This is a genomic window from Microbacterium sp. PAMC21962, assembly GCF_019443465.1.
Lineage (GTDB): Bacteria > Actinomycetota > Actinomycetes > Actinomycetales > Microbacteriaceae > Microbacterium > Microbacterium hominis.
Window position 1 is genome coordinate 2689962 of sequence record NZ_CP080381.1, and the last position, 12857, is coordinate 2702818.

Here is a 12857-nt window from a genome sequence, read left to right on the forward strand (position 1 = left end):
ATTTCGACCGCTGCCGTGACGGCGGCCGCCCTGGTGGTGGGCTTCTTCGCCGTCTCGTACGAGGGAAAGCCGACCACTGAGGTCGACCTCAACGACGGCGGTGTGTGGGTCACCAAGCAGTCGAGCCTGCTCATCGGCCACTTCAACCACTCCTCGCGCGTCCTCGACGGCGGCCTGCGCAACGGCACCGCCGACTACGACCTGCTGCAGAGCGGCACCCGGGTGCTGGTCGTCGACTCGACGGCATCCTCGATGGCCGCGATCGATCCGGCACGGGTGATCCTGTCCGACTCCGCCGAGCTGAAGCCGGGCGCCGCCGTCGCGATGGGTGCCGACACGGTCGCGGTGCTCGAGCCGACCGGCGCGCTCTGGACCAGCCCCTTCACGGCCATCAGCGGGATCGGGGCCGAGGGCACCGAACCGGTGGCGGACGAGGGCAAGAACGCGAAGGTCGCCGTCGGCGTCGACGGGACCGTGTACGCGGCGTCGGCCGCCGACGCGGTGCTGCGCTCCTACGGCCCGGGCGACGACAGCACCACCGTGCAGAAGTCGTCGCGCGACTTGGACGGCGTCTCCGCCGACCACACGCTGTCGCTGACCGTCGTCGGCACCACGCCGTACGTGCTCGATCACGACACCGACACCCTCTACGGCGGCGACGGCTCCCGCGTGCAGGTGCCCCGCGGCGCCGTCCTCCAGCAGCCGTCGGGAACCGCGAGCGCCGTGACCCTCGCGACGCCGACGGCTCTCGTGCGGGTCCCGATCGGCGGCGGTGACCCGGAGACCGTGGATGCCGGGAGCGCCGAGGGCGCACCCGCCGAGCCCGTCTACGTCGCGGGGTGCGCGTACGGTGCCTGGTCGGGCAGCGGACGCTTCGTCCGCGACTGCCCCGGCGAGGCCGACGACGTCGTCCAGGACGTGCCGGGCATCGAGCCCACGAGCGTGCTCCGCTTCCGCGTCAACCGCGATGTCGTCGTCCTCAACGACGTGTTCGGCGGGGCGGCGTGGATGGCGTCGGACTCGATGCAGCGCGTCGACAACTGGCAGGACATCACGCCGCCCGAGGGTGAGGGCGACGATGAGGAGGAGACCACCGAGGAGACGGTGCAGACCACCCTCCCGGAGCGCACCGACCAGAACACGCCCCCGGTGGCGCAGGACGACGAGTACGGCGTGCGGCCGGGCCGCACGACCGTGCTGCCCGTACTCGACAACGACACCGACGCCGACGGCGACGTGCTCGTGGCCGCCGCGTCGTCGACCCCCGGCTTCGGCAGCGTCGAGCCGATCAACAACGGCGCGGCCCTGCAGTTCACGACGCCGGAGGACGCCACCGGATCGACGAGCTTCCGCTACACGGTCGACGACGGGCGCGGAGGCGAGGCATCGGCGACCGTCACGGTGACGGTGCACCCCTTCGACGTCAACTCCGCCCCCGTGCAGAAGCGCACCACGCCCATCACGGTCGAGTCGGGAGGCACCGCGTCGTACAACGTGCTCTCGGATTGGATCGACCCGGACGGGGACGACATCTTCCTCAAGGACGTCGCGGCCGACGGCGGCGACGAGGCGGACTTCACCCCCGACGGCCAGATCACGTATCGCGCGATCGGCGGCACCCAGGGTCGGAAGGACGTGCCGATCCTGGTCTCGGACGGCTCCGCCGACGGTCCGGGCGTCTCCCGCTACGACATCCGGCCGCTCGGCACCACGCTGCCGGTGACGAACTCCGATCACGTCGTCACCCGCGCGGGCCGCACCGTCACCGTCTCCCCCCTCACGAACGACACCAGCTCGGGCAGCGAGCCGCTGCGCCTCACGCGCGTCGACGAGGTGCCGGGGGCGACGATCGTTCCGGACTTCGCGAACAAGACCTTCACGTTCACCGCGGCCAGCCCGGGGACCTACTACCCGCAGTACCTCGTGTCGGCGGGCCCGAACTCCGTTCCGGGCCTCGTCCGCGTCGATGTGCTCCCGGCATCCAACGAGGATCTCCCGCCCGTCGCGGTGCGCGACATCGCGCTGCTGCCGGTCGGCGGCGACGTGCTCGTGAACGTGCTGTCCAACGACACCGACCCGGGCGGCGGCATCCTCGTGGTGCAGTCGGTCACGTCCGAGCCGGGCTCGGGCGTCGCGGCGGCCGTCCTCGGCCACGAGACGGTGCGCATCAGCGACGTCGGCTCGCTCAACAAGCAGGTGCGGGTGGGGTACACGATCTCGAACGGGTCGCGGTCGGCCACCGGCGAGATCGTCGTGATCCCCGTGCCGCCGCCCGCCAAGCTGCGCCCGCCGGTCGCGAACGACGACCAGGCCGTCGTGCGCGTCGGCGACACCGTCACCATCCCGGTGCTCGCGAACGACTACCACCCCAACGGCGACACCATCCACGTCGCTCCCGATCTCGTCGCCCCGCTGGTCGACCCCGCCGACGGCGCGGCGTTCGTCTCGGAGGACAAGGTGCGCTTCCGTGCCGGGGACACGCCCAAGACCGTCTATGTGACGTACGAGGCGGTCGACTCGTCGGGCCAGCGCGACGCCGGCTACGTCACGATCCAGATCCTGCCCCGCAACGACGAGGCGAACTCCGCTCCGAAGCCGCACGACATCACCGCGCGCACGTTGAGCGGGGCCACGGTGACGATCCCGGTGCCGCTGGACGGGATCGACCAGGACGGCGACTCCGTCGAGCTGATCGGCATCGCAGAAGCGCCCAAGAAGGGGCGCATCGCCGAGACGGGGGCCAACTCGTTCACCTACGAGGCGTTCGGCGACGCGGTCGGCGTCGACACCTTCTCGTACCGCGTGCGCGACAGCCTGGGCAAGGACGCGACCGCGACCATCCAGGTGGGCATCGCCCCGGCGGCGTCGGTCAACCAGGCGCCCTACGCCGTGCGCGACGCCGTCGTGATCCGGCCCGGCCGAGAGGTCGCCGTGCCGGTGCTGGCCAACGACTCCGACCCCGACGGCGACGAGTTCGGCTTCGCCGAGGACGACCCGATCACGCTTCCCGACGTCGCCGGCCTGAAGGCGCGCATCAGCGGGAAGTACCTGCTGATCACCGCTCCCGAAGAGCAGATGAACACCTCGCTGCAGTACGCGATCACCGACGCGCGCGGCGCGCGGGCGAGCACGAGCGTGCAGATCACCGTCGACCCGGAGGTGCCGCTGGAGCGACCCATCGCGCGAGACGATCGCGTGCGGGCGGAGGACGTCAAGGACGGCACGACCGCCGAGATCGCGGTGCTCGAGAACGACGACGACCCCGACGGCACGAAGGCCGACCTGACCGTCACGCTCGGCGTCGGCGGCGAGACCGCCCGCGTCGGCGCGGACGGCTCCGTGCGGGTCGAGGTCGGCGACCAGCGTCAGCTGATCACCTACACCGTGACCGACCCGGACGGCCTCACCGACTCCGCGTTCATCCGGGTGCCCGCGCTGTCGGAGCTGCCGCCCAGCCTGATCTCGACGAAGCCCGTCGAGGTGAAGAGCGGCGAGACCATCGAGCTGCCTCTCTCGCAGTACGTCCGCGCCGCCGGCGGCAAGGGCGTCGTCATCACCGAGGCCGCCAAGGTCACGGCCGTGCACGCGAACGGCGCGAACCTGATCAAGGATCAGCAGACCCTCGTGTACACGTCGGCCGACCGGTACTTCGGCTCCGATGCGCTGACCTTCGAGGTCACCGACGGCGACGGCCCCGACGATCCGACCGGCCGCAAGGCGACGCTGACCATCCCGATCACGGTGCTCCCGCCCGACAACCAGTCGCCCACGATGCTCGGCGCGTCGATGAACGTCTCGCCCGGAGAAGACGCGACGGTGCTCGACCTCGCGGCGCTGGCGAGCGACCCCGACCCGGGCGACCAGGGCAAGCTCACGTTCCGCATCAAGGGATCGACCCCCGACGGGCTCACCGCCGCGGTCGACGGCACCCAGCTCAAGGTGTCGGCATCCGCGTCGACGAAGAAGGGCACGCGGGCCGATCTCACCGTCACCGCGGACGACGGCACGACGCCGCCGGCGGAAGCGACGATCTCGATCACCGTGACGGCGTCCACACGGCCGCTGGCCAGCGCCAACGACGACGTCATCGCCCAGTCGAACCAGGGCTCCACCGAGTCCGTCGCCGTCCTCGACAACGATGTCAACCCGTTCCCGGAGACCCCGCTGAAGGTCGAGAGCGCCACGCTCGAGACCGGCCAGGCGCAGGTCGCCGTCCGCGGCGACCGCGTCGAGGTCACGAGCGACAAGGCCTTCGTGGGCGTCGTGGTCGCGCGCTACCGCGTGATGGATGCCACGGGGGACCCCGACCGCGCCGTCGAGGGACGCATCCGCATCACGGTGCAGGGCAAGCCGGACGCTCCCGGCCGGCCCGTCGTGTCGAGCATCCAGAGTCGCACCGTCGTGCTCTCCTGGACGCCGCCGACCGACAACGGCTCGCCGATCACGGGGTACACGGTCACCTCGACGGCGAACAACTACATGAAGCAGTGCGCGTCGACGACGTGCACCCTCGACGGGCTCACCAACAACGTCGAGTACAACTTCGTGGTCACCGCGAGCAACAAGGTCGGCACGTCCGACCCGTCGATGCCGTCGGAGACCGCCCGTCCCGACGTCCGCCCCGACACGCCCGCGCCGCCGACGCTGAAGTTCGGCGACCGCAGCCTCACCGTCTCGTGGGTGGCGCCGCGCACCGAGGGCTCTCCGGTGGAGTCGTACACGCTCGAGATCTCGCCCGCGCCGCCGTCGGGCATCGTGCAGAAGACCGGCGTCACCGGCACCACGATCGTGTGGGACGGCCTCGAGAACGGCTCGTCGTACCAGGTGCGCGTCCGGGCGCACAACCGCGCGCCGGAGCCGAGCGAGTTCAGTGCCTGGTCGGCCTCGATGGTGCCGGCCGCGCCGCCGGCGGCGCCGAACGCGCCCACGACGACGCTTCTCGACCCGGTGGGCTCACAGGCTCAGATCCGTGTCGACTGGAGCGCCCCCGCCAACAACGGCGACACGATCTCGGCGTACGAGCTGCGCGTGCTGCGGGGGGGATCGGTCGTGAAGACCGTCCCCGTCTCGGGCAGCCAGACCAGTCAGGCCGTCGTCGTCGACACCTCGACGACGGACTACACGTTCGACGTGCGCGCGCAGAACAAGGCGGGCTGGGGCGAGCGCAGCCCGCAGTCGGCGCCGCGTCGCGGTGTGACGGCTCCGGCGGCGCCGACCGGTGTCGCGGCGAGCGAGGGCAACAACGCGGTCGGCGTCACGTGGACGGCCGGGTCGGGCAACGGTGCGGCCGCGAACGAGATCCGCTACGAGTACTCGGTCAACAACGGCGGGTGGAGCGGCTCCTGGGCGTCGGGCGGCACCAACGGCTCCGGCACGATCAGCGGGTCGCAGGTGGCCAACAACGGCACCTACAAGATCCGCGTGCGCGCCGTGTCGACCGTCGACGGAAGCTCCTTCGCGAGCGGCGCGTCGAACGAGTCCAACGCCGTCGCCCCCTACGGTCCGATCGGCAACCCGTCGGCGCGGGCGTCGGCATCCGGCACGAACATCACCTACTCCTGGTCGTCGCCGGGCCGCAACGGGCGCGACATCTCGACCGAGGTGTACATCGACGGCGGGCTCGTCAGCCGTGACGCGAACGGATCGCTGACCCGGGGCTACGGCTATGCCGAGACGCACAGCATCGAGGTGCGCACGAGCGCGGCGGGCCAGACGACGACGGCCTCCGACTCGGCGCGCACCGCCGATCCGCCGAAACCGCGGGTGTGGGTCACGCGCGGCGACTTCGTCAACAACGGGTGTGTCAACGGCTGCTACAAGTTCGTCGTCAACACCCAGAACTTCCCGGCCGGCAGCTACAAGATCAACTGCTACCGCAGCGGCGGCAACGGTCCGATCAACACGTGGCAGGGTCCCTTCGACCTGCCCGCCAACGGCTCGAAGCAGCTGGAGTGCTTCCTCGGCGCCGACGGCTACGACGTGTGGGTCGACATCCTCGGCTGGGGTGGCTCCGTCGACACGGAGACGTCCTGGTGGCCACGGAACTGACGTCCACGAACGAACTCGCACAGCAAGGAACGAACGAATGAGCATGACCCCCGAACAGGCGGCGTGGTTCCGCGACACCTTCACGCGGCTGGTCGACAACGTCGATCAGGCGCTGCTCGGAAAGCGCGAAGTGGTGGGCCTGGTGCTGTCCGCCATGCTCGCGGAGGGCCACGTGCTGCTGGAGGATGCGCCGGGCACCGGCAAGACGAGCCTCGCGAAGGCCATCGCCGCCTCCGTCCAGGGCACGAGCACCCGCATCCAGTTCACGCCCGACCTGCTGCCCTCCGACGTCACGGGCGTCACCATCTACGACCAGCAGAACCACCGCTTCGAGTTCCACCGCGGCCCGGTGTTCTCCTCGATCGTGCTGGCGGACGAGATCAACCGCGCCTCCCCGAAGACGCAGTCCGCGCTCCTGGAGGTGATGGAGGAGTCCCGGGTGACGGTCGACGGCGTGGCACACGAGGTCGGCCGCCCGTTCCTGGTCATCGCGACGCAGAACCCCATCGAGCAGTCGGGTACGTACAAGCTGCCGGAGGCGCAGCTGGACCGCTTCATGCTGAAGACCTCCATCGGCTACCCGACGCTCGCCGTCACCGAGCGGATCCTCGCCGGGGCGGTCGACCGCAACCCCTCGGCATCCCTCAGCGCCATCATCACGACGAGCGCCGTCGCCGACATGGCCGACCTCGCCGCGACGGTGCACGTCGACCCGGTCGTGGCCCGCTACGCCGCGCAGCTCGTGGAGCACACGCGCGCATCGGAGTCGACGCGCCTGGGCGTGTCGGTGCGTGGGGCGATCTCGATGATCCGCGTCGCGAAGGTCTACGCCGCCTCGCAGGGCCGCCACTTCGTCGTGCCCGACGACGTGAAGACGCTCGCGGTGCCCGTCTGGGCTCACCGGCTCGTGCTCGATCCCGAAGCGGAGTTCTCCGGCACGAGCGCCGAGAGCGTCGTGCAGCGCGCCGTCGGCGCGGTCGAGGCACCCCTGGCACGGGCCGCGAGCTGATGTCGTCGGCGCCGGACACCCTGACCCCGTCGCGTCGTGCGCGCCGGCGGGGCGGCGACTCCGGCGTACCCGCGAGTGGGACGCCGACACCCGCGCCGGCATCCGAGGACGTCGCCGGCGACGACGAGGCGCCTCTGGTCGCCCCGCGCGAGGCGACGGCGGCGGAGCGCCGCCGGGAGCGGATCGAGGTGGTGCGGCGGCGCACGACACGTGCGCTGCGCACGGTCGCCGACGTCGTGCAGCCGCTCGGCTGGGTGCTGATCGCGACGGCGGTGCTCGTCTGGTGGCTCGCCTTCGCGTACGGCTGGCGCGAGTTCCTCGTCGTCGCGGGCGTGGTCACCACCACGCTGGTGGTCAGCCTCGGCTTCCTGTTCGGGCGGACCACGTACGAGATCGGGCTGGATCTGACGCGCACCCACGTCGTCGTCGGCGAACGCGCCGTCGGCGGCCTCATGCTCGCCAACCGCACCTCGCGCACCCTCCTGCCCTCGGAAGTGATCCTGCCCGTCGGCGCCGGCCGGGGCGTCTTCCAGGTGCCGCGGCTCGTCCCCGGCGAGGAGCACGAAGAGGTCTTCGCCATCCCGACCACGGCACGCGGCGTCCTGTCGGTCGGCCCGGTGAGCGTGCGCCGCGGCGATCCGCTGGGGCTGTTCGAGCGTGCCCACGACCGCCGCCAGGCCGTCGACCTCTACGTCCACCCGCGCACGACGACGCTCGACGGCCTCTCGCTCGGGCACCTGCGCGACCTCGAGGGCCTGCCGGTGCAGCACCTGTCCCGCGACGACGTCTCCTTCCACGCGCTGCGGGAATACCAGCCGGGCGACGACCTGCGGCACGTGCACTGGAAGTCGACCGCGCGCGTCGGCGAGGTGATGGTCCGCCAGTACGAGGAGACGCGGCGCTCGCACTTCGTCGTCGGGCTCTCGACCCTTCCCGACGAGTACCGCGAGGCCGAGGAGTTCGAGCTCGCCATTTCGGTCGCCGGCTCGGTGGGGCTGCGCGCCCTGCGCGACTCCCGCATCCTCGACGTCCGCACGCAGCACGGTCCGGTGCGCTCCGTCACGGCGCGGCGCTTCCTCGACGAGCTGTCGATGCTGGGCGCGTCGCGGCCCCGGCTGGGCGGCACGGTCGCCCTCGCCGGCAGCATCGCCGCGCACGCCCCGGATGCCGCGGTCGTCGTGCTCGTGACGGGCGCCCGGATCGACGCCGCCGAGCTGCGTCTGGCCTGCTCCCGTCTGCCGCAGGGCGTGCGCGCCCTCGCCGTCGTCGCGGACGTCCGCGTCGACGCGCCCGCCCTCCAGCGCATCGGAGAGGCCGACGTCGTCACGATCGGGGCCCTCGACCAGCTGCCGCGCGCCGTCCGGAAGGTGCTGTCGTGAGCGCCCGGGCCCGGATGCCGCGTCTGCGCCCGCGTCCCGCGTCGTCGCGGGTGCCGGAGACGCGGGAGCCGCGCCGCGTCGCGCTGGATGTCGTCGCCGCCGCCCTCCTGCTGATCGTGTCGGTCATCGGGTTCGCCCCGACGTTCGATTCGCCGCAGTACCTCGTCGCCGGGATCGGCGGCCTCGCGCTCGGTCTCGCCCTCGCAGTGGTCGGAGCGCGGTGGCGCTGGGGCATCCTGAGCCTCGCGGGCGGCACGATCGGCGCCTACCTCGTGTTCGGCGGGGCGCTCGCGCTGCCGCACACCGCGCTGCTGGGCGTCGTGCCGACGCTGGACACCCTGCAGCAGCTCGCCGTCGGCGCCGTCACCTCGTGGAAGCAGCTGCTGACCACGGTCCCGCCCGTCGCGGCGGGCGACGGCCACCTCGTCGTGCCGTTCATCCTCACGCTCGTCGGCGCCGTGCTCACGGGCTCCCTCGCGCTGCGGGCCCGTCAGGCGGCCTGGGCGCTGCTGCCGGCGCTCGCCGTGCTCGTCACGACGGTGCTCCTCGGCGTCGCGCAGCCCGCGGCGCCGCTCGTGCAGGGCATCCTCTTCGCCGTCGTGGCGACGGTGTGGCTCGCCCTGCGGCGGGTGTGGGACCACGACCGCGCCGCCGTCCGGGTGGAGTCCGCCGGTGCCTCCGACGCCGCCACGGTGCGCAGCTCCCGCACGCGCCGCCTCGTCGCGGGCGGCATCGTGCTGGCGGTGGCCTCGGCGGCGGGCATCGCGACGGCCGCCGTGGCGACCCCGCCGCGGTACATCCTGCGCGACTTCATCGTTCCGCCGTTCGATGTCACGCAGTACCCCAGTCCGCTGCAGTCGTTCCGCGGCCACGTCCGCGACGACGCCGACAAGACGCTGTTCACCGTCACCGGGCTGCCCGAGGACGGCCGGGTACGACTGGCGACGATGGATGCGTACGACGGCATCGTGTACAACGTCTCGGATGACGGCGCCGGCTCGTCCAGCGCGTTCACGCCGATCCGCTCGAACATGTCGCCGACCGCGACGGGCACCCCGGCGACCGTGCGCGTGGAGGTCGGCGACCTCGACGGCGTGTGGGTGCCGGATGTCGGTGCCGTCCGCGACTTCGCCTTCGACGGGCCGCGGGCGTCCGAGCTCGCCCGCACGACCCATTTCAACGATGCGACGGGAACCGCGGTCTCCCCGATCGGCCTCGCAAAGGGCGACGCCTACACGATCGAGACGGTCGTGCCCGAGCAGCCCAGCGACGCCGCCTTGGCGGATGTCCCCTTCGCGTCGCTGAAGATGCCGAAGCAGAGCGGCATCCCCGAGAAGATCGCCGACCTCGCGTCGAAGGCGACCACGAGCGCCGAGACGCCCATCGAGCGGGCGCGGGCCCTCGAGAGCTACCTGCACACGCAGGGCTTCTTCAGCCACGGCCTCGGCGACGAGGTCCTCTCCCTCTCCGGTCATGGCGCCGCCCGCATCACGTCGCTGTTCGGCAGCGAGCAGATGGTCGGCGACGACGAGCAGTACGCGGTGGCCATGGCCCTCATGGCCACGCAGCTCGGCATGCCGGCCCGCGTCGTGATGGGGTGGCACGCCGACGACAAGCACCCGCAGGACGGTCCCACGCTCACCGCGACCGGCGGCAACCTCCACGCCTGGGTCGAGGTCGCGTTCCAGGACCACGGTTGGGTCGTCTTCGACCCGACACCGGACGAGGACAACAAGCCGAACGACCAGTCGACCAAGCCGAAGGCGAACCCCAAGCCGCAGGTGCTGCAGCCGCCGCCCCCGGCGCAGGAGCCGGCCGACCTGCCGCCCGCGATCGCGGAGAACCGCGATCAGGAGGAGGACCAGGCGGCCGGGCTCAGCTGGCTCGGGCCGGTGCTGCTCTACGGCGGCATCACCCTCGGGGTGCTCGCGCTGCTGCTGGCCCCCTTCATCGTGATGGGCGTCATCAAGGGCGCCCGGCGGGCGCGTCGGCGCGGGGCGGCGCGGACCGCCGACCGCATCTCCGGCGGCTGGGACGAACTGGTCGACTCCGCCGTCGATCTGCGCGCGCCCGTCGTCGCCGGCGCCACCCGTGCCGAGAGTGCGGACGTGCTCGGTGCCGCCTTCGCCCAGCCGCGCGTGGCCTCGCTCGCGACCCGGGCCGATGTCGATGTCTTCGGACCGGGTGATCCGACGCCCGAGGACGTCGAGACGTTCTGGCGCGAGGTGGACGACATCGTCGGGGAGATGAGGGGTTCCGCCACGCTGTGGCAGCGCCTGCGCGCGCGGCTCAGTCTGCGCTCCCTGCGCCACGGCGGCCCGCCGTGGCAGGCCGTGCGCCGCACCGTGGCCGGTGCCGGCGCATCCGTGGGCGCCTGGGTGCGGCGCAGCATCCGTCGACGCCCCTCTCGTGGAACGGAGTCCTCCGATGAGTGATCCGGCATCGGTGCACCGCCCGGCTCGGCTGGGCCGTCGTGCGGGCGCGTATCTGATCGATGCGGCGATCGGGTTGATCGTCCTGCTGATCGCCGTGGGCGTGTTCGCCGGCATCTCGTTCGGCACGGGCGGCGGGCTGCCGCTGTCGGTCGCCGTCCTGCTGGCGTACGTCGTCGGGCTGGGGTGGCTCGTGGTCTACACGGTCCTGCAGGCGGGGGCGGGCTCGCTGGGCATGCGCGCTCTCGGTCTGCGCCTCGTCCGCGAGGGCGCGTCGGATGCCGCGCCCCTCGGCTTCGGTCGAGCGCTCGGGCGCAACCTCGTCTGGGGCCTGGGTGCGGCGATCGTGGTCGGGTACTTCTCCCCCCTGTTCGACGGGACGCCGTGGCGTCGCGGCTGGCACGACCGTGCCGCGGGAGCGGTGATGACCGACGTCGCCGGCCGCCCGGCCGTGCCCTCCGAGGACGCGTCGGTCGCGCCGACGCCGGCGGCTCCCGTCGGTGCTCTCGCGCCGTCGGTGCTCCCGCCCGCGCCCATCCTCCCGGCCGGCGACGCCGCCGACCTCGACGGCTGGACGCCGGCCGGCCCCGCCGCCCCGGCGCCCGCGTCACCGCTCGCGAGCGGCGTGATCTCCTTCGTCCCCGGCGTCAGCGACCCCTCCCGTCTGGACGAGCCGGCACCCGCCCCGGCGCCGGCGGTGCCGACGGTCGATGCGGCGCCGGTCGGCCCGCCGCCCGCCCGCGACACCGCGGCGGCGCCCGGCCCGCGGACGGCCGACGTCCCGCTCATCGAGAACCTCGACGAGACCCGCATCTCCACGGGCGAGCGGCCGTTCGCGCGCCTCGTCTGGGACGACGGCACCCGCCAGGCCGTGTACGGCCGCACGCTCTTCGGGCGCAACCCCGCCCCCGAGACGGGAGCGATGGTCTCTGCGGTGCGCGATGAGACGCTGTCGCTGTCCAAGACCCATTTCGAGCTCGTCCCCGCCGACGACCGTTCCGTCTGGGTCGTCGACCGGCATTCGACCAACGGCGTCGTGCTGCGCCGCGGGGTCGGCGGCGCGGATGCGCAGCCGCTGGTCCCGGGGGAGCGCACGCGCGTGCGCAGCGGCGACGTGCTCGAGTTCGGCGACCGGCAGGTGACGATCGAGGTGGCGTCGTGACCGCGGTGCCCATCGTCGTGCGCGCGGGCGCGGCGACCCACACGGGGCTGCGCCGCCGCGTGAACGAAGACGCGTTCCTCGCGCAGGCGCCGCTGTTCCTGGTCGCCGACGGGATGGGCGGTCACGACGCCGGCGACCGTGCGAGCGCCGCCGTCGTCGCGGAGTTCGCGCACCTGGTCGGCGGGGCGAGCCTGGCGATCGATCAGATGCGCACGGCGCTGCGTCGCGCCCGCGCCCGCGTGGAGGCGATCGCCAGCGACGGCCGCGCCGCCGGCACCACCCTCGCCGGCGTGGTGGTCGCGGAGGTCGGTGGGGTGGGCTACTGGCTCACGGTGAACGTGGGCGACTCCCGCACCTATCGCTTCGCGAACGGCGTCCTGGAGCAGATCAGCGTCGACCACTCGGTGGTCCAGGAGCTCCTCGACGCGGGCGTGCTCAGCGGAGCGGATGCCGCGACCGACAGCCGCCGCAACGAGATCACCCGAGCGATCGGCGCGGGAAGCGACGGTCAGGCGGACTACTGGATGGTCCCCGCCGCGCCGGGCGACCGCATCCTCGTCTGCTCCGACGGGCTGTCGGGGGAGCTGTCCGCCGAGCGGCTGCGCGACATCCTCGCCGACGAGTCCGATCCGGATGCCGCGGCCACCCGCCTCATCCACGAGGCGCTCGTGCACGGCGGGCGCGACAACATCACGGCCGTCGTGGTCGACGCGCTCGCGGTGTCGGGCTACGACGACGTGTACGACACCGCGCCGGCGGGGGCGCGACGCGGCGACGCCGACGGCGATACGCGCCCGCGCGCGGACGCGAGGGGTGACTTCTGATGG

At 72.6% G+C, this 12857-nt stretch carries 6 protein-coding genes; all 6 read left to right on the plus strand.

The genetic code is table 11. From position 1 onward, the window contains the following. The first annotated feature begins 15 nt into the window (after positions 1 to 15). From KY498_RS12800 to KY498_RS12825, 6 genes are read left to right on the plus strand one after another with little or no spacing between them, the layout of a single operon-like run. On the plus strand, positions 16 to 6048 hold the full coding sequence (locus tag KY498_RS12800; protein ID WP_258186416.1) for an Ig-like domain-containing protein: 6033 nt from the start codon (positions 16 to 18) through the stop codon (positions 6046 to 6048). 37 nt (positions 6049 to 6085) lie between these two features. Next, entirely contained in the window at positions 6086 to 7057 is a 972-nt protein-coding gene (locus KY498_RS12805; protein ID WP_060961084.1) for a MoxR family ATPase, read from the plus strand. Then, a complete protein-coding gene (locus KY498_RS12810; RefSeq protein ID WP_101307010.1) occupies positions 7057 to 8436 on the plus strand; it encodes a DUF58 domain-containing protein in 1380 nt (459 codons plus the stop codon). Before KY498_RS12805 ends, KY498_RS12810 begins: the two co-directional genes overlap by 1 nt. Next, positions 8433 to 10871, plus strand: a complete 2439-nt coding sequence (locus KY498_RS12815) for a transglutaminase family protein (protein WP_191009190.1) — start codon at positions 8433 to 8435, stop codon at positions 10869 to 10871. Before KY498_RS12810 ends, KY498_RS12815 begins: the two co-directional genes overlap by 4 nt. Then, a complete protein-coding gene (locus tag KY498_RS12820; protein ID WP_191009189.1) occupies positions 10864 to 12030 on the plus strand; it encodes an RDD family protein in 1167 nt (388 codons plus the stop codon). Before KY498_RS12815 ends, KY498_RS12820 begins: the two co-directional genes overlap by 8 nt. Beyond that, positions 12027 to 12854, plus strand: a complete 828-nt coding sequence (locus KY498_RS12825) for a PP2C family serine/threonine-protein phosphatase (protein ID WP_061781920.1) — start codon at positions 12027 to 12029, stop codon at positions 12852 to 12854. Before KY498_RS12820 ends, KY498_RS12825 begins: the two co-directional genes overlap by 4 nt. Positions 12855 to 12857 lie beyond the last annotated feature (3 nt).